At 65.5% G+C, this 16290-nt stretch carries 16 protein-coding genes, 1 tRNA gene and 2 pseudogenes; 8 read left to right on the forward strand and 11 right to left on the reverse strand.

Going from position 1 to position 16290, the window contains the following annotated elements; all coding sequences use genetic code 11:
• Positions 1-16 precede the first annotated feature (16 nt).
• Entirely contained in the window at positions 17-727 is a 711-nt protein-coding gene (locus tag LRS12_RS07990) for an SIMPL domain-containing protein (protein WP_257844099.1), read from the reverse strand.
• A 189-nt stretch (positions 728-916) separates the two neighbouring features.
• Positions 917-1177 (reverse strand): GlsB/YeaQ/YmgE family stress response membrane protein, encoded by a 261-nt coding sequence (locus tag LRS12_RS07995; protein WP_257844101.1) that lies wholly within the window; start codon positions 1175-1177, stop codon positions 917-919.
• 251 nt (positions 1178-1428) lie between these two features.
• Between LRS12_RS07995 and LRS12_RS08000 the strand changes: the two are divergent.
• The 3 genes and pseudogenes from LRS12_RS08000 (at position 1429) to LRS12_RS08010 (ending at position 7105) form a co-directional block, all read left to right on the forward strand.
• Positions 1429-2648 (forward strand): annotated as a pseudogene (locus LRS12_RS08000) (efflux RND transporter periplasmic adaptor subunit).
• A 10-nt stretch (positions 2649-2658) separates the two neighbouring features.
• Positions 2659-5793: an efflux RND transporter permease subunit gene (locus tag LRS12_RS08005; protein WP_257844102.1), complete on the forward strand. Its 3135-nt coding sequence runs from the start codon at positions 2659-2661 to the stop codon at positions 5791-5793.
• A 106-nt stretch (positions 5794-5899) separates the two neighbouring features.
• Positions 5900-7105: a DUF445 domain-containing protein gene (locus tag LRS12_RS08010; protein ID WP_257845467.1), complete on the forward strand. Its 1206-nt coding sequence runs from the start codon at positions 5900-5902 to the stop codon at positions 7103-7105.
• 40 nt (positions 7106-7145) lie between these two features.
• Here LRS12_RS08010 and LRS12_RS08015 read toward each other — a convergent pair whose 3' ends face one another.
• Positions 7146-7820 carry an HAD family phosphatase gene (locus LRS12_RS08015; RefSeq protein ID WP_257844103.1) on the reverse strand — a complete coding sequence of 225 codons (675 nt, stop codon included), beginning with the start codon at positions 7818-7820 and terminating at the stop codon, positions 7146-7148.
• A 100-nt stretch (positions 7821-7920) separates the two neighbouring features.
• Between LRS12_RS08015 and LRS12_RS08020 the strand changes: the two genes are divergently transcribed.
• From LRS12_RS08020 to LRS12_RS08035, 4 genes and pseudogenes are all read left to right on the forward strand, one after another.
• Positions 7921-9024, forward strand: a complete 1104-nt coding sequence (locus LRS12_RS08020) for an ABC transporter permease (protein ID WP_257844104.1) — start codon at positions 7921-7923, stop codon at positions 9022-9024.
• A pseudogene (locus LRS12_RS08025) lies at positions 9024-9837 on the forward strand (ABC transporter ATP-binding protein). The gene LRS12_RS08020 and the pseudogene LRS12_RS08025 overlap by 1 nt, the downstream one beginning before the upstream one ends.
• Position 9838: 1 nt before the next feature.
• Positions 9839-10810, forward strand: coding sequence for an MlaD family protein (locus tag LRS12_RS08030; protein WP_257844105.1), 972 nt, complete (start codon positions 9839-9841; stop codon positions 10808-10810).
• An 8-nt stretch (positions 10811-10818) separates the two neighbouring features.
• Entirely contained in the window at positions 10819-11436 is a 618-nt protein-coding gene (locus tag LRS12_RS08035; RefSeq protein WP_308222990.1) for an ABC-type transport auxiliary lipoprotein family protein, read from the forward strand.
• Between the two features lie 3 nt (positions 11437-11439).
• Here the strand turns inward: LRS12_RS08035 and LRS12_RS08040 are convergent, their stop codons facing one another.
• Positions 11440-12297 carry a peptidylprolyl isomerase gene (locus tag LRS12_RS08040; protein ID WP_257844106.1) on the reverse strand — a complete coding sequence of 286 codons (858 nt, stop codon included), beginning with the start codon at positions 12295-12297 and terminating at the stop codon, positions 11440-11442.
• 87 nt (positions 12298-12384) lie between these two features.
• On the opposite strand from LRS12_RS08040, the gene LRS12_RS08045 reads away from it, so the two are divergent.
• Positions 12385-12475 (forward strand) — tRNA-Ser (locus tag LRS12_RS08045).
• Positions 12476-12499: 24 nt separating this feature from the next.
• Here the strand turns inward: LRS12_RS08045 and LRS12_RS08050 are convergent.
• From LRS12_RS08050 to LRS12_RS08080, 7 genes are all read right to left on the reverse strand, one after another.
• Positions 12500-13702: a site-specific integrase gene (locus LRS12_RS08050; protein WP_257844108.1), complete on the reverse strand. Its 1203-nt coding sequence runs from the start codon at positions 13700-13702 to the stop codon at positions 12500-12502.
• A complete protein-coding gene (locus LRS12_RS08055; protein ID WP_257844109.1) occupies positions 13677-13847 on the reverse strand; it encodes a hypothetical protein in 171 nt (56 codons plus the stop codon). The genes LRS12_RS08050 and LRS12_RS08055 overlap by 26 nt, the downstream gene beginning before the upstream one ends.
• The gene (locus LRS12_RS08060; RefSeq protein ID WP_257844110.1) at positions 13840-14286 is read right to left on the reverse strand and encodes a hypothetical protein; all 447 of its coding nucleotides are present in this window, start codon (positions 14284-14286) and stop codon (positions 13840-13842) included. Before LRS12_RS08060 ends, LRS12_RS08055 begins: the two co-directional genes overlap by 8 nt.
• 221 nt (positions 14287-14507) lie before the next feature.
• Positions 14508-14747 carry a hypothetical protein gene (locus LRS12_RS08065; protein WP_257844111.1) on the reverse strand — a complete coding sequence of 80 codons (240 nt, stop codon included), beginning with the start codon at positions 14745-14747 and terminating at the stop codon, positions 14508-14510.
• Positions 14748-14830: 83 nt separating this feature from the next.
• Positions 14831-15016 carry a hypothetical protein gene (locus LRS12_RS08070; RefSeq protein ID WP_257844112.1) on the reverse strand — a complete coding sequence of 62 codons (186 nt, stop codon included), beginning with the start codon at positions 15014-15016 and terminating at the stop codon, positions 14831-14833.
• A 78-nt stretch (positions 15017-15094) separates the two neighbouring features.
• Positions 15095-15292 (reverse strand): hypothetical protein, encoded by a 198-nt coding sequence (locus LRS12_RS08075; protein WP_257844113.1) that lies wholly within the window; start codon positions 15290-15292, stop codon positions 15095-15097.
• Between the two features lie 16 nt (positions 15293-15308).
• The gene (locus LRS12_RS08080; RefSeq protein WP_257844114.1) at positions 15309-16253 is read right to left on the reverse strand and encodes an NAD(P)/FAD-dependent oxidoreductase; all 945 of its coding nucleotides are present in this window, start codon (positions 16251-16253) and stop codon (positions 15309-15311) included.
• Positions 16254-16290: the final 37 nt, after the last annotated feature.

A 16290-nucleotide genomic window follows, 5' to 3' on the forward strand; every position in this document is an offset into this window, starting at 1 on the left:
GGGCGGCCCCTTTTCGTTACTGCAGCAGAAAGCGGACCCGGACGTTGGCGCTGACCTGCTGTTCGCCGGGTGCGATCTGGGTCGAATCCTTGGCTTCGGCGCGGACCATCATCTGCGGCATCGGGCCGGGGACATCGCCGTCGCTGCCCTCGCTGACCACCACGATGCGGGCGACCCGCATGCCGAGTGTGCGGGCATAAAGCTCGGCACGGGCGCGGGCGCGCTTCACCGCATCGACCCTGGCCTCATCCATCGCGGCGTCGATGGCATCGATCGTCAGGTTCGGCCCGTCGATCTGGTTCGCACCCTGTTTGACCAGCGCGTCGAGGATCGTGCCGCTGCGCGCAATGTCGCGAAACCGAACCGATACGCTGTTGGTCGCCTGATAGCCGGTGATGGCGGGCGGCTGGTTCTCGGCATAGCGATATTGCGGGTTGAGCGAGATCGTCGCGGTCTGGACATCGCGGTCGGCGATTCCCGCTGCCTTCAGCGCGGTAAGGACCGACGCCATCTGGCGCGCATTGGCGGTCAGCGCCTCGGCGGCGGTCGCGCCCTGGCTGACCACTCCGGCGCGAATCAGCGCGACATCGGGCACCCGGTTGACCCGGCCCTCGGCCACCACGTCGAGCAATGTGCCCTCGACCGCAGTCGCGCTCGGGGCGACCTGCGCCGCAGCGGCGAGCGGAAACGTCGCGGCAAGGGCGGCGACGGTCATCAATCGGATCATGGATTCAGGGCCTTTCAGCAAAATGTTCCGCCGCTGTCTTGACGCGGGGCGGAACAACGGGGGCTGAACGGCCCATTGCGCTGCTGGCCCGATCCCCGACCCTTGCCACCCATCAACGATTGCGTGCGGGTGACCGGGAGGGGGAGCGGGCGGCACCGCTTTCAGTAAAACCGAATGCAGGCGCCAAATTCAACGTGCGCGGCGGGTCATTACCAGGCGGTACAGCGCCAGCAGCACGATCGCGCCCACAGTGGCGGCAATATAGCTGTTGAGCGTGCTGGTCAGATCGACCCCGATCGATGGCGCGACAAATCCGGCGAGCAGCGCACCGGCGATGCCGATCAGGATGGTGACGATGATGCCGCCAGGGTCCTTGCCCGGCATGATCAGCTTGCCAAGGACGCCGGCCACAAGGCCGATGAGAATCCAACCGAGAATTCCGTCGGGCATGTATTCCTCCTGTTGTGACCCCTCACCCCAATCAGCATCCCCCGATCAGGCTGGAGCGCCGGGGAGATTGCCCGATGATCGCGTCGCTGAATACCCCCATTTGCGTGCGACGGCCCTTGCGCCGATTCCCCAAAACGGGCATTTCGCGCGCACTGTAAAACTGCCCTTGAGGCAAGTGACTTATTCAGATAATACAGCGCGACGGGGAAGACCCGCGCCGGCGTTGCGTCGGGGGGTAAAAGAGGTCGCGCATGAATTACGAGGCTCGGATGTTCGGTGGGGAAGAACGGCTCGCTCTGGCGGGTGAGGGTGAAACGCGGTCGCGCCGCAAATGGTGGATCATCGCGGGGGTCATCGCACTCGTCGTGATCGTGGCCGCGTGGTTTGCCTTTGCGTCGGGCGGTGCGGGCGACAAGGCCGATCCCGCCAAGGCGGGCGCGGCGGGCACCGTCAAGGGCGCGCCGGGCGGGGCGCGTCAGCTGCCCACCGTGACCGTTGCGGTGCCGGGTCGTAACACGATCACCTCGGTCATCACGGGCACCGGTTCGCTCGCCGCACGGCGCGAAATGCCCGTCGGCGTCGCGGGCGAGGGCGGGATGGTGACCCGCGTGCTGGTCGAGCCGGGCGATTGGGTCAATGCGGGTCAGGTCCTCGCGACCGTAGATCGGTCGGTGCAGAGCCAGACCGCGCAATCGCAGGCGGCGAACATCCGCGTCGCGCAGGCCGACCTTGGCATCGCCCAGGCGGAACTGGATCGCGCCCAGCAGCTCTTGTCGCGCGGCTTCGTGTCCAAGGCGGATATCGATCGCAAGACCGCGACCCGCGACGCTGCCGCCGCGCGTGTCCGCGTCGCCCAGTCGCAGCTGTCGGAAACCCAGGCGCGCAACCGTCGCCTCGACATCCGTTCGCCGGCGGCCGGGCTCGTGCTCACGCGCGCGGTCGAACCGGGCCAGATCATCAGCTCGGGTTCGGGCACGCTGTTTCGCATCGCCCAGGGCGGCCAGATGGAGCTGCGTGCCCAGCTGAGCGAGGCGGATTTGCACCGCGTGCCTGTCGGCGCGCGCGCCGAGGTCAACCCGGTCGGGATGGAGCAAAGCTTCACCGGCGAAGTGTGGCAGGTGTCACCGATCATCGATCCCCAGACCCGTCAGGGCATCGCACGCATCGCGCTGAGCTTTGACAAGGCGCTGCGTCCGGGTGGTTTGCCTCGGCCCGCATCACTGCGGGCGGCGCGGTCGCCCCGCTGCTGCCCCAGTCGGCGATCCAGAGCGACGCCAAGGGCAATTTCGTCTATATCCTGAATGCGAAGGACGAGGCGGAGCGACGCGCGGTGACCACGGGTGAAGTGTCCGACGCGGGCGTCGCGATCACCAGCGGCCTGGCGGGCAGCGAGCGGGTGGTGCTGACCGCCGGCGCGTTCCTCAACCCGGGTCAAAAGGTTATTCCCAACCTCACCACCCTGAAGCGGTAAAGGCACGGACATGCGCAACATCTCCGCCTGGTCGATCCGGAACCCGGTTCCGCCGATCGTCCTGTTCATCGCGCTGACCATCGCCGGCTTTGTCAGCTTCGCGCGGATGGACGTGAACAACGATCCGGACATCGACTTTCCGATCGCGATCGTCGTCATCAGCCAGCCGGGCGCCGCCCCTACCGAACTCGAGACGCAGGTCACCCAGCGCGTCGAATCGGCGGTGCGCGCGCTGCAGGGCATCGACCAGATCGAGTCGACGGTTCAGGAAGGCAGCTCGCAGACCGTCATCCAGCTCGACATCGGGACGCCGATCGATCGCGCCGTCCAGGACGTGCGCGAGGCGGTAAACCAGATCCGCAGCGATCTGCCCGACGGCATCCTCGAGCCGCAGGTGTTCCGCGCCAACACCACCGACAATGACATCGCCAGCTTTACCGCGATCACCACCGACATGACGCTGGAAGAGCTGAGCTGGTATGTCGATAATGCGGTGTCGAAAGAGCTGTTGTCGGTTCCCGGTCTGACCGCGGTCGAACGGATCGGGGGCGTCAACCGCGAAATTCGCGTGATCCTCGATCCGGCGAAGGTCCAGTCCTATGGTCTGACCGCGAGCCAGGTGAACCAGCAGCTGCGTCAGGTGAACCTGAACGCTGCGGGCGGTCGCGCCGAAATTGCGGGAACCGAACAGTCGGTGCGCGTGCTGGGTAACGCGGCCAATGCCTATCAGCTCGGCCAGACCCAGATCGCGATCGGCGGCGGGCGCACCGTGCGCCTCGCCGATATCGCCGATGTCCGCGACCGCTATGCGGAAATCCGCAGCTCGGCCGAATGGAACGGGCAACAGGTGCTCGCCTTCGACATCAAGCGCGGCAAGGGTGCGTCCGACGTGTCGGTCTTCGCCGAAGCGGAGCAGAAGCTAAAGGCGCTGCAGGAGCGCAACCCGAAGGTGAAGTTCGAGGTGTTGTTCAACAACACCAAATACGCGAAGGATCAGTATGAATCGGCGCTGTGGGCGCTGATCGAGGGTGCGGCGCTCGCCGTGGTCGTGGTGTTCCTGTTCCTGCGGGACTGGCGCGCGACGTTCATATCGGCGCTGGCAATTCCCCTGTCGGCGATCCCGACCTTCTTCTTCATGGAGCTGCTCGGCTTCAACCTCAATCAGATGACGTTGCTCGCGCTCAGTCTGGTGGCGGGCGTGCTGGTCGACGATGCCATCGTGGAGATCGAGAATATCGTCCGCCACATGCGGATGGGGAAAACCGCCTACCAGGCGTCGATCGACGCGGCGGACGAGATCGGCGTCGCGGTGGTTGCGACCACCATGTCGATCGTCGCGGTGTTCCTGCCCGTCGGCATGATGCCGGGCATTTCTGGCCAGTTCTTCAAGAATTTCGGCCTGACCGTCGTCGCCGCCGTGCTGATGAGCCTTGCCGTCGCGCGTCTGCTGACGCCGATGATCGCCGCCTATTTCCTGAAGGCGAAGGGCCACGCCACCCATGGCGAAGGGTGGATGATGGATCAGTATATGAAAATCCTTCACTGGACGCTGCGCCACCGCTGGTCGGCGGTGGTGGGCGGGCTGGCGTCCTTCGCCCTGACCATCTGGTGCTTCACCGCGCTGCCGATGACGTTCCAGCCGAACCAGGATCAGGACGCGGTTACGGCGACCATCGAAATGGTCCCCGGCACGACGCATGAGCAGACCAAATTGGTGGTCAATCGCGTCCGCGACCTGCTCGCGAAGCAGGAGGGTGTCGACAACACCTATTCGCGTGCCTTTGTCGCCAATGGCCGTGTCACCGCGATGCTGGCCGAGGAGCGGCCGTTCAAGAGCGACGAGTTCGAACGGCGACTGACCCCGGAACTGGCAAAGATCCCCGACGCCCGCGTGTCATTCCGCAACCAGCAGGGCTGGGGCGGATCGGGCCGTGCGTTGACGATCACGCTGGGCGGTGAGGATCCCGCGCTGCTCCAGGCGACGGCGCAGAAGATCGTGGAGGAGATGGAGAAGCTCAAGACGGTCGTCGCCCCCCGCGTCACCGGCGACCTCAAGCGGCCTGAAATCGTCATCCGTCCGCGCATGGACCTGGCTGCCGATATGGGCGTGACCACGGCCGCGTTGTCGAGCGCGATCCGCATCGCCACGCTGGGCGATATCGACCAGAACAGCGCGCGATTTTCGCTCTCCGACCGCCAGATCCCGATTCGCGTGGCGCTTGACGAAGACGCCCGTGCCAAGCTTTCGACGATCCAGAACCTGCCGGTCGCGACCCAGTCGGGCGGTTCGGTGCCGCTCAGCCTGGTCGCCGATATCGGATTTGGCGCGGGTCCGACCCGGATCGACCGGATCAACAAGCAGCGCCGCATCATGATCGGTGCGGACCTCGCTCCCGGCGTGGTCAGCGGCGACGCGATGGCGCAGATCAATCAACTGCCCACGATGAAGAATCTTCCGCTCGGCGTCGGCAAGCTGACCGTCGGCCAGGCCAAGTGGCAGGCGGAGATGATCCAGAACTTCATCGTCGCGGTGGTCGCCGGCGTCTTCCTCGTCTTCGCGGTGCTGGTGCTGCTCTATCGCCGGTTCATGTCGCCACTGGTGAACATGGGCTCGCTCCTGCTCGCGCCGCTCGGCGGACTGCTCGCGCTGATGATCGCTGGCCAGCCGATCTCGATGCCGGTGTTCATCGGTCTCCTCATGCTGCTCGGCATCGTCGCCAAGAACTCGATCCTGCTGATCGATTTCGCGCTGGAAGAGATGGAGAAGGGCGTCGACAAGCTCACCGCCATCGCCGACGCCGGGCACAAGCGTGCCCAGCCGATCGTGATGACCACGGTGGCGATGGTCGCGGGCATGGTGCCGACGGCCATTTCGCTGACCGGGGACAGCTCGTGGCGCGCGCCGATGGGCATCACGGTGATCGGCGGACTGATCCTGTCGACCATCCTGACGCTGCTGATCGTACCGGCAAGCTTCAGTCTGGCGATCGGTGTGGAACGGTGGATGGGGCCACGTCTGCGCCGCCGTCTGCTCACCTACACTCCGGGCGATGAGGACAAGCCCTACGGCCCGGCGGCGATCGACCATCAGCCCGGCGGCCGGATCGGACATCGCGGAACCGAGGGTCCGGAGCCCGCCGAGTGAACCAAAACAGGGCACGCGGATTGTTACGGGTATGAACCCGACGATCCGCGTGCTTTCTGGTCCAGTGATTCGCGACCGTGACCCCGTCCCGCCCGGCCTGAGGCGGATGCGCATTCTCGCCACCGGACTGCTGGTGGCCATGGCGTTCGTTTATTTCGTCGCGCGCAGCTACGAGCCCGACTACACCGTGGCGGGTTTCATCCGCGCTTTTGCCGAGGCGGCGATGGTCGGCGGCCTTGCCGACTGGTTCGCGGTCACCGCGCTGTTCCGCCACCCGCTGGGCGTGCCGATCCCGCACACCGCGATCATTCCGCGCAACAAGGACCGGATCGCCACCACGCTGGCCAATTTCCTGCGCGACAATTTCCTGATCCCGCGCGTCGTCGCGCGGCGGATGCACAATATCGATGTCGCGGGAGCTGCCGGCCGCTGGCTTGCCCAGCCGCCGGAGAGTTCGGGCAGGCTGCGCCGCGGCGCATCGCGCATGGCGGCATCGATGCTCGAATCGCTGGACAAGGATCAACTCGGCGGTCTGATCAAGGGCGCGGTAGGCAATCGTCTGCGCCAGACGGACATTGCTCCGCTGCTCGGCCAGGCACTGGGCGCTGCGATCGCGGAGGGGCGGCATCTGCCGCTGATGGACGGGATGCTGCGCTGGCTGGCGAAGATCATCGATCAGAACGAGGCGCTGATCCGCAAGATGGTGCACGAGCGTGCGGGATCGATCATGCGCTGGACCGGGCTCGACGAGACGCTCGCCAATGCGATCATCGACGGGCTGTACAAGCTGGTGTCGGATGTCGCCGAGGATCCCGGTCACCCGCTGCGCGCCAAGGTGGAGGAGGGGCTCGAGAAGCTCGCCTTCGACCTTCAGTTCGACATCCCGACGCGAATGCGGGTCGAGGAATTCAAGGCTGAAATGCTCGACAATCCGGCGCTCGCCCGCTGGATCGACGGCATGTGGGAACAGGGCCGCGCGGCTTTGCTCCGCGTCGCGCGCGATCCCGATGCGGCGCTGACCGGCAAGCTGGGCGACGCGCTGCGCCAGCTTGGGCAGACGCTGCAGAGCGACCCGCGCCTCAGCCACATGATCAACCGCTTCGTCCGCCGCGCCGCTGTCGGTACCGCCGCCGACTATGGCGACGGCATCGTCCGACTGGTGTCGGACACGGTGCGCGGCTGGGACGCACGGACGATCACCGGGCGGCTCGAAAATGCGGTGGGCAAGGACCTGCAATATATCCGCATCAACGGGACGCTGGTGGGGGGCCTGGTCGGGCTGACGCTGCACACATTGCACATTGTGTTGTAAGGCACCCCAAACATCCCCCTGGCGGGAGAGAGTTTTGGGGCTACCCCTCCCAGTCCAGCACCGCCCATCCCTTCGCCGCCGCCAACTTTCGCAGCGGGCCATGCGCATTCACCGCGAACGGCTCGTCCGCCCATTCCAGAACCGGCGCGTCGGAGACATGGTCGCTGTAGAAGCGCACGCGAACGTCCTCCCGCGCGATCCCCTCGCGCGCCATCCACGCTTCGATCAGACGCAATTTGGCCGGGCCGTAGCAATTCTCGCCCTCAAGCCCCGCCAGCACATTACCGTCGGCATCGCGCCGCGCGGCCGTGGCAATCACCGTGCCGACGTGCAGCCGCGCGGCGATCGCCTCAGCGTAATAGCCATGGCTCGCGGTCGCCAGTACCGGCTCCCACCCCGCCGCGCGATCCGCCTCGACCCGGGCGCGGGCGTCGGCGAACAGATTGGTGCTCGCCATATCGTCGGCAAAGGTCTCCGCCACCGCCATCAGGTCCGCGGGCGGGATCGCGCGGCCGATCATCAGGCGGTGGGTGATCTCCTTCAGCCGTGCGCGGTCGATCGCCTTGGCCAGATAGGCAAGACTCGCCAGCCCGGCGAGCGGCAGCAGCGCCAGCCGCCACGGCGCGCGCGTTTTCGCCGCATGAATCAGGAACGGCGTCCAGGTCGCGCGCCGGGTGATCGTCTTGTCCATGTCGTAAATGGCGAGGCGGCGCATCGGAACCTTTCCTGACCGTCCGCAATTGGTTCGGTCCATATCTTATCCTCTACCTGCAGGTGCTTGCCGTTCCAGCCCGAATCAACGATGGATGGTTGCGATGAGCGCGCCAGCCGATTTCCAGCATGACACGGCCGAGGGAGCGCTGCGGTTCAGCGGCAACCTGTCGTTGCGCAGCATCGGCGATCTTCCGACCCGGCTCGGTGCGGTCGAAGGCGATGTGCGCACGCTCGACATGCGCGGGATCGAGCGGATCGATACGGTCGGCGCCTGGCTGATCCACCGCTTCGCGCGCGACCATGATGCGCAGGTGACCGGGCTCGACGCCAATCAGCAATTGCTGTTCGACCACGTCGCCCAGGCGGACCACCCGATCGAAGGCCCGCCCAAGCCGATGGGCGCATTCGCGCAGCTGCTCGCGGAGATCGGCGAGGCGGTCGTCCAGGCGTTCCAGACCATGTACGGCCTGCTGGGCTTCATGGGTGCGACTGCCGTCGCGGCGGGACGCGTGATCGCGAACCCGCGCCGCTTTCGCTATCACGCGACCGTCCACCGGTTCGAAGTGGTCGGCGTCTCCGCGCTCGGCATCATCGGGTTGATGAGCTTCCTGATCGGCATCGTCATCGCGCAACAGGGCGCGGTGCAGCTGCGCCAGTTCGGGGCCGAAGTGTTCACGATCAACCTGGTCGGCCGGATCACCCTGCGCGAACTCGGCATCTTGATGACCGCGATCATGGTCGCCGGCCGCTCGGGCTCGGCCTTTGCGGCGCAGCTCGGCACGATGAAGCTGACCGAAGAGATTGACGCGATGCGCACCATCGGGGTCAACCCGATGGAGGCGCTGGTGCTGCCGCGCGTGATCGCGGCGGTGCTGATGCTGCCATTGCTCGGCTTCTACGCCTCGCTGCTTGGCATGATCGGCGGCGGACTGCTGTGCTGGATCGCGCTCGACATTCCGCCGATCACCTTTGTTCAGCGGCTGCGCGAAGTGGTACCGATCACCGACCTTTATGTCGGCCTGGTCAAGGCGCCGGTGTTCGGTGCGATCATCGCCATCGCCGGCTGCTATCAGGGGATGCAGGTGGAAAGCGATGCCGAGCAGGTCGGCATGCGCACCACCACCGCCGTGGTTCAGGCGATCTTCCTCGTCATCGTGCTCGACGCCTTTTTCGCGGTGTTCTTCACCGAAGTGGGGTGGAACTGATGACCGCCCCGACATTCGACGATGAAGAGGCGATCATCCGCGTGCGCGGCCTGCGCAACAGCTTTGGCGAGCAAACTGTCCACGACAATCTCGACCTCGATGTGCGGCGCGGCGAGATTCTCGGGGTAGTCGGTGGGTCGGGTACCGGCAAATCGGTGCTGATGCGGTCGATCATCGGGCTGCAACAGCCAGACGCGGGCGAGGTCCATGTGTTTGGCGAATCGGTGCTCGATGCCGATGAACAGCAGGCGATCGAGATTCGCCGTCGCTGGGGCGTGCTGTTTCAGGGCGGCGCGCTGTTCTCGACGCTGACCGTGGCCGAGAATGTCCAGGTTCCGCTCAAGGAATTCTACCCCCAGCTCGACCAGCAGCTGCTCGCTGAAATTGCGGCGTACAAGGTGGTCATGACCGGACTGCCCCCAAATGCCGGCCCCCAAATATCCCGCCGAACTTTCGGGCGGGATGAAGAAGCGCGCGGGCCTGTCGCGCAGCCTCGCGCTCGATCCCGAACTGCTGTTTCTCGACGAGCCGACCGCGGGGCTTGACCCGATTGGAGCGGCCGCATTCGACGAACTCACACGCTCGCTGCAGCAGACATTGGGCCTGACGGTGTTTCTCATCACCCATGACCTAGATACGCTCTACGCGATCTGTGACCGGGTCGCGGTGCTGGCCGACAAGCGGGTGATCGCGGTGGGAACGATCGACGAGCTGCTCGCTTTGGACCATCCGTGGATCCAGGAATATTTCAACGGACCGCGCGGACGCGCGGCGGTGGCGAGCGCAGAACGCGCCGGGGCCATGGGGACTTAGGATGGAAACACGCTCAAACCATGTGCTGGTCGGCGCGGTCGTGCTGATCCTGCTCGCCGTACTGGCCCTGTTCACCGTCTGGCTCGCCCGCGTCAACACGACCAGCGAGAAGGAATATGACATCTTCTTCAAGCAGGCGGTCGATGGGCTGAACAAGGGGTCGGAAGTCGCGTTTTCGGGCGTGCCGGCGGGACAGGTGCGGGAAATCGGGCTGTTCAAGCCAGACCCCAGCCTGGTGCGCGTCCGCATCGCGGTGAACAGCGACGTGCCGATCCTTCAGGGCACGACCGCAACGATCCAGGGCGTCGGATTCACCGGGGTTAGCCGGATCCAGCTCGATGGCGCGGTCAAGGATGCGCCGCCGATCGTCTGCCCCGATGCCAACCCGCGCAGCGTCTGTCCGCTCGGCGTGCCAGTGATCCCGACCAAACAGGGTGGTCTTGGCGCGCTGCTCAACTCCGCGCCGCGTCTGCTGGAGCGTCTGTCGACACTGACCGAGCGGCTGACCGAGCTGCTGTCCGACCGCAACCAGGCGTCGATCAGCGGCATCCTCGCCAATACCGAGCGGCTGACCGGCGAGCTGGCCAAGGGCGCCCCCGATATGCGCGCGACACTCGCCGAACTGCGCACCACGGTCGCCAAGGCGGGCGTGGCGGCCGAGCAGATCGGCAACCTTGCCGGGACCACCGACCGCGTGCTGGGTGACGAGGTGGGGCCGGCGATGAAGGATTTCCGCAAGGCGATCGAGTCGGCTGACAAGAGCATGAAGGCGCTGGAACGCACGTTGGGCAAGGCCGATGGCGGGATCGACGAGGTCACGACCAGAACGTTGCCCGAGATCAACCAGCTGATCCAGGATCTGCGCCAGATGACGGCGGCGCTGGCCTCGGTTGCCGAAAAGATCGACCGCGAGGGAGCCGGATCGCTGATCGGATCGCCCAAGCTGCCCGACTACGACCCCAAGAAGAAGTGAGCCCGATGATGCGCAAGCTCCTCCTCGCCCCCGTCCTGCTCGCCGCACTCCCGCTCGGCGGGTGCATCAAGTTCGGAGCCGAACCGCCGCCCTCGCTGCTCAAGCTGGAGGCGGACGCCACGATGCCGACCGGCCAGACGGTGAGTTCCGCGACGACGCGCTCGATCGCCGTCGCGGTCCCGTCGGTGCCGCAGGAGCTTGCGGTGACCCGCGTACCTGTGCGCAGCGGCGATACTGCGGTCGCCTATCTCAAGGATGCGCAATGGGTGGAGGCACCCAACCGCATGTTCGCGCGCATGCTCGGCGATACGATCTCGGTGCGAACCGGGCGCGTCGTGCTCGGCATGCGTCAATCGCTGTCGGACCCCGGCGCGCGGCTGGGCGGAGAGCTGCGCCAGTTCGGCATCGACGCGGATACGAACGAAGCGGTGGTGGTCTACGAGGCGACGTTGGTGCGCGACCGCCGGGCCGCAGCTGAGGGCACACGCCCCGCGCTGACGTTCGAAAAGCGCCGGTTCGAGGCACGGGTGCCGCTGGCGGAAATCGTCCCGGCTGCTGCGGGGGCTGCGCTCAATCAGGCGGCGAACCGCGTGGCGGGAGAGGTCGCCGACTGGGTCGGAAAATAGCTTCTACTCCGCCCGGCGCACCGGCGGCATGACGTTGCAGATATCCGCGCCGCCCGAGGGCAGGTTGAAAAAGGGCGGTTGACGGTTTTCGCGTGCCTTGACCCAGGCCACAAAGCGCGGGTTGTCGGCGGCGCGATACTGAAAGCGCGGGCGCTCGCTTTCGGGCAGGTCGCTGGCGAGTCGCCCGCGTATGAACGGCACATGCTGGCTCGCCTCCTTGTAGAGGCCGAGCCCGCCCTCGGTCCCGCGGGGCAGCGCCGACAAATGCTCGATCCCTTCCAGCACCCGTCCGACGATCGCGATATTGCGGTCGAGATGGCGGGGGCCATGCCCGATCACGGCGTAGAGGTCGCCCCCGCTGCCCGTGCTGGGGGCCAGGTCGCGCGCGACGCCGACCATGGCATAGCAATGCGGGATCCACGCGACCGTGCCGTTGGTCGCGAGCGGCCAGCCATCGGCGCTGTGCCCGGTGGCGGTCGAATAGGGATCGGTGCGGGTCAGTCGCGTCACCGCGTCGTAACGCGGCCAGTCATATTCGGCCGGCGGTTGGGCGATGACACCAGCAGGCAGCGGCTTCTTCTCGGTCGGATCGCCCCATTGCACGACATAATTGTCGTGGACGCGATAGACGCGCGCCGCGTCCCACCAGCCCGCCGTCGCCAGCTTGCGGATATTGGCGACATGGACCGGCGCGTAACGCGGGGCGAGGCGGATCACTACCTGCTTGCCGTCGCCCAACGTCATCACCAGCAGCTCATCCGCCGGAATGTCGCGCCAGTCCGCCGCGATCGGATCGGAGGGCATTGGAGCAGGGGCGGGTGCCGGGGTCTGAAGCGCGAGCGCGAGGATGAGGGTCAGCATTGCCCCAAGCTGTCACGCCAAGCGCGCCTGTGCAACGCGCTTGCGCAGCGACCGGCAAATCTCTAGGCAGCGCGCTTCCAGCGGTGCGGAGCGGTGGCCGAGTGGTCGAAGGCGCTCGCCTGGAAAGTGAGTATACGCCAAAAGCGTATCGAGGGTTCGAATCCCTCCCGCTCCGCCACTATTCTCGTGCAAAACCAATCACTTAGTTGAGATAGGATGTGCCGGGATTGGCGCGCTTAGCACCGGTATCCGTGAAAGTCACGTTAGCGGGACTGTCGGGATCGGACGCTCGAATTGGCGCGGTTCCGCCATTCGACGACTCGAGAATGTCCAGCCCGCCAACGAGATCGTTCGGCCGAAGGTGGACGTAGCGGTCCGCAGTGATCTTCGGGTCCGAGTGGCCGGCCCATTGCTGAAGCTGGAGCAGGCCCATCCCGCCCTGGGCGAGGCGCGTCAGGCACGTATGCCGCAGCGTGTGAAGCGTGACGTCGTCGATGCTGAACCCGGCGGCCTTCACGTCCTCCCGGATGTTGTCCCACATGTACCATGCGGTCCCCTCGGAGATCGGGAAGTAGCGCCAAGCACCCTTCCGCTGGGCGAGCTGTCGGCCGAGCTCGTCGAGCCCTTCGCTCACCGCCGCGGTCAGCGGGAGCGTGCGGGGCTTGTCATTCTTCGTCCTGTAGCGGGCGAAGGTGACGTAGCGGCGACCGTTGAGGTCCGTGATGTCGTCCGGGCCGATCCCGAGGGCTTCTCCGAGGCGCGCCCCGGTATCCAGCAGGAACCGGATGAGCCGCTCGAAGCGCCACCACTGGCGGCCGGGCTCCTCGGTCCGTCGCTTCTCGATGGCGAGGAACACAGCGAGCTCCTCATCGCGCTCGAGGATGCGGTCCTTCAGGTTAGCCACGCGGATCGCCGGCATGGTCGGCTTAGCGACCAGCAGCGGGCGGCCCTTGTCGTCGGTCCAGATGGTCGCCATCCGGAGCGCCTTGGAGACCATGTCCATCTTGCGCTTGATCGTGCCGGGAGCATAGCCCATCGCGCGAAGTTCCTCGACCAGCCGTTCCAGGCGGGAGTAGTTCATCGCGGAGACTACCTCGTGACCAATGAGGCGGCCTAGGATTTTCAGGTTAGACCGGATGGTCCCTTGGCTCTTGGCTTCGCCCGGCGCCCACACGGTCTTCTCAGCGCGGTCGAAAAGGTTCTGCATGGTAACCGTACCGTCCCCGGAACGTGACCGTTGAGTCGACGTCTGAGGAGCGATCCCGAGCACGATGTCCTTTCCCATCGCCCTCGCCTTGGCGAGGTCGCGGGTGTTCGTTGAGACCCGGCGGCGTGCGCCGGTCTCGTCGAGAAACTCCCAGTAATGGATGCCTGAAGGCTTAGTCTTGAGCTGAGGCGCTGCCATTGAGCATATCCTTGATTTGAGCGACCTCGCGCTCGGCAAGATCAATTAGGACTATATCGCTCTCTCCAGGGATCGCGACCTGGGTCGCGAGCTCAATGAGCCGCTCGACCACGTCCAGCGGAAGCGTTATCGCCACCTCACGCATTGGCCCGGTCGAGGGGCGCCATCGCCAGGAGCGCAGCGCGCACCACTTCCTCGCCTTTCGGCGTCAGGGTGAAGAGCTTCTCGCGCTCGTCATCCGGGTTGATCTCACGGGTCAGCCAACCGAGACCGTTGGGGTTCCGCGGCGAGGGCTCGAGGAACACCTTGTAGGTGTTCTTCACGCTTCTCGCGAGGGCATCCGAGCCGGCGCCTTCCATGATCTGGAAGAGCGTCAAGGGAACCCCGCGGATCGCGCCGGTCGCCGCCAGAAAGAAGAAGGCGGCTTGGCTGAGGCTGAGCCGGGCATTGCCGGCATCAGCTAGGTACATCAGGAAGGCCGAGGACCCGGCCAATTCGCCGACGTGTCTGTTCAGCGAGCTTCTTGAAGTCTTCATCGTGGCCCCTGTCGCTTGGCGCGCGGCCATTGCCGTTTCCGCCGTCATAGTGGGTCTCCTTATCGCGGTGATCCCGCCCCGTCATCATCATAGATAACTCCTACTCGCTGTCATTGCAACGTGACAACCCCTAGAGAAGGATAGTCACGCTACCGGGACAAGTCAACGACTCGCCCGTAGTGGAACAAGAGGAGAACTGACTAAGAAATTTCCTACATTGCAAGATCGCACCCCGCAACCGCTGAAAATTCTGCGGTCCTCCGTGGCTTTTATGCATCCATCAGAGAGACCGGATAGATGTCAGGTTCGGCGTCCTCGGTGTCGTCCAGCGTGAGGAGCTGGGTCTCAACGACGAAGGTCTCGGGTCCGACCGGAAGACTCCCGTGTATCATCGGATGGGTCGAAATCTCCTCGACAAAGGTCTCGGCGCCGGAGCGCGCGGCCTCCTCGCTGCCCGCCTCAATGCGGACCCGGAGGTAGGTGGGGACTTCAACGTCATAGATCGCCATGATAGGCTCCTTTCTGCAACTGATGGGCAAAGGGCCGCCCGGAGCGAGTGCTCAACAGACGGCTCGCTCCTGCCACGGAGAACTCAGGGCTCGAGCCAAATCCAGAGGAAGTTGGCGCCGACGGCGAGAGGGAGTTGGATACCCTCGGGGGCGAGCAAGGCGGCCAGAACGCAGCCCGTCACGGCGACCTTCACGCCCAGATAATGGCCATGCGTGGTCGGCCGATGGACACGGCACGCAGCCAGATAAGTTCGATCTGCGATCCTCATTTCTGCCTCCGCTTCATGGCGTGCATGGCGACCGCGATCCCGGCGAGCAGGATCAGGTAGCTGACAAAGACGACGAGCTCACCGCGCATTGGAGGCTCCCGTCGACTCGGCCGCGAGGCCGACCCCGAGGCACACTAGGGCGGCCCAGCCGTAGACCCCGTGTCCCTCGACAGCGACCGCCGCGAAATAGACGAGATGAATACGTCCGGCCCAGGCCTCGGAATGGTGATGGATGCGCTCCCGACAGACCGAGAGCGTGTGAAGGATGTTCGGCATTGAACCCTCCTGAGGTTTAGGCAGTCTCAAGCTTGGGCGTGTGGAGCGCCTGCCAGAGCCACTTGATCGACGTCGCGCCTTCACCGGCCGCGTTAGCGACTCGCTTGACGGACCCAGCCCGGACATCGCCGACCGCGTAGAGCCGCGGCATGGAGGTCTGGAAGAAATCGTCGGTCACGATGAACCCGTGGTCATCCACCTGGCAGAGCCCGTGGATGAAGCCGCAGTTGGGCGTTGCCCCGATCATCACGTAGATGTCACTGACCGGCAGGATCGTCCGATGGTCGGTCTTGCGGTTCCGGAAGGTGACCGTCTCGACCTGATCGGCGCCACCGATGATTTCCGTCTCGCATCCGTAGTGGACCGTGATGTTCGGCGTACGCTCGATGCGGTCGAGAAGGTAGACCGACATGGTCTCGCGAAGGCTATCCTTGCGGACGAGGAGGTGGACGTGCCGGGCCTTACCCGACAGGAACATGGCAGCCTGTCCGGCGGAGTTGCCCCCGCCGATCACGACCACGTCATCGCACCGGCACTTGCGGCGGACCTCGCTCGGCGTGCAGGCATAGTGGACGCCCTTGCCCTCGAACCGAGCGAAATCGGTGGAGGGATCAAGCCGTCGGTACTGCGCGCCGGAGGCGACGATCACAGACCGCGCCCGGATGATCGACCCGGAAGCCGTCAGGATGTGGAAGCAGTCGTCGATGAAGTCGACCTCGACCACCCGACAGGTGATGAAGGTCGCCCCGAACTTGAGGGCCTGACGACGCGCGCGACCGGCGAGAGCCGGCCCGGAGATACCACCGGGGAACCCCATGTAGTTCTCGATGCGGCTCGAGGTTCCGGCCTGGCCGCCGATCTCGCTGACAAGGACGACGACCTCAAGGCCCTCGGCGGCAGCGCCGATGGCAGCGGACAGCCCAGCCGGGCCTCCGCCGATGATGGCGACATCAATGGGCATCTTCGCCTCCTCTGTCTTTGAGCAAGGTTAGGGCCGC

This window comes from Sphingomonas sp. J344, assembly GCF_024700005.1.
Taxonomy (GTDB): Bacteria; Pseudomonadota; Alphaproteobacteria; order Sphingomonadales; family Sphingomonadaceae; genus Sphingomonas.

What these genes read in the sequence shown, in the direction of transcription:
- LRS12_RS07995 (WP_257844101.1), bottom strand. Translation starts at nt 1,177, where the DNA reads ATGCCCGACGGAATTCTCGGTTGGATTCTCATCGGCCTTGTGGCCGGC.
- LRS12_RS08055 (WP_257844109.1), bottom strand. Translation starts at nt 13,847, where the DNA reads ATGCGTGAGGTGGCGATAACGCTTCCGCTGGACGTGGTCGAGCGGCTC.
- LRS12_RS08020 (WP_257844104.1), top strand. Translation starts at nt 7,921, where the DNA reads ATGAGCGCGCCAGCCGATTTCCAGCATGACACGGCCGAGGGAGCGCTG.
- LRS12_RS08035 (WP_308222990.1), top strand. Translation starts at nt 10,819, where the DNA reads ATGCGCAAGCTCCTCCTCGCCCCCGTCCTGCTCGCCGCACTCCCGCTC.
- LRS12_RS07990 (WP_257844099.1), bottom strand. Translation starts at nt 727, where the DNA reads ATGATCCGATTGATGACCGTCGCCGCCCTTGCCGCGACGTTTCCGCTC.
- LRS12_RS08015 (WP_257844103.1), bottom strand. Translation starts at nt 7,820, where the DNA reads ATGCGCCGCCTCGCCATTTACGACATGGACAAGACGATCACCCGGCGC.
- LRS12_RS08030 (WP_257844105.1), top strand. Translation starts at nt 9,839, where the DNA reads ATGGAAACACGCTCAAACCATGTGCTGGTCGGCGCGGTCGTGCTGATC.
- LRS12_RS08050 (WP_257844108.1), bottom strand. Translation starts at nt 13,702, where the DNA reads ATGGCAGCGCCTCAGCTCAAGACTAAGCCTTCAGGCATCCATTACTGG.
- LRS12_RS08070 (WP_257844112.1), bottom strand. Translation starts at nt 15,016, where the DNA reads ATGAGGATCGCAGATCGAACTTATCTGGCTGCGTGCCGTGTCCATCGG.
- LRS12_RS08010 (WP_257845467.1), top strand. Translation starts at nt 5,900, where the DNA reads ATGCGCATTCTCGCCACCGGACTGCTGGTGGCCATGGCGTTCGTTTAT.
- LRS12_RS08005 (WP_257844102.1), top strand. Translation starts at nt 2,659, where the DNA reads ATGCGCAACATCTCCGCCTGGTCGATCCGGAACCCGGTTCCGCCGATC.
- LRS12_RS08080 (WP_257844114.1), bottom strand. Translation starts at nt 16,253, where the DNA reads ATGCCCATTGATGTCGCCATCATCGGCGGAGGCCCGGCTGGGCTGTCC.
- LRS12_RS08075 (WP_257844113.1), bottom strand. Translation starts at nt 15,292, where the DNA reads ATGCCGAACATCCTTCACACGCTCTCGGTCTGTCGGGAGCGCATCCAT.
- LRS12_RS08065 (WP_257844111.1), bottom strand. Translation starts at nt 14,747, where the DNA reads ATGGCGATCTATGACGTTGAAGTCCCCACCTACCTCCGGGTCCGCATT.
- LRS12_RS08060 (WP_257844110.1), bottom strand. Translation starts at nt 14,286, where the DNA reads ATGACGGCGGAAACGGCAATGGCCGCGCGCCAAGCGACAGGGGCCACG.
- LRS12_RS08040 (WP_257844106.1), bottom strand. Translation starts at nt 12,297, where the DNA reads ATGCTGACCCTCATCCTCGCGCTCGCGCTTCAGACCCCGGCACCCGCC.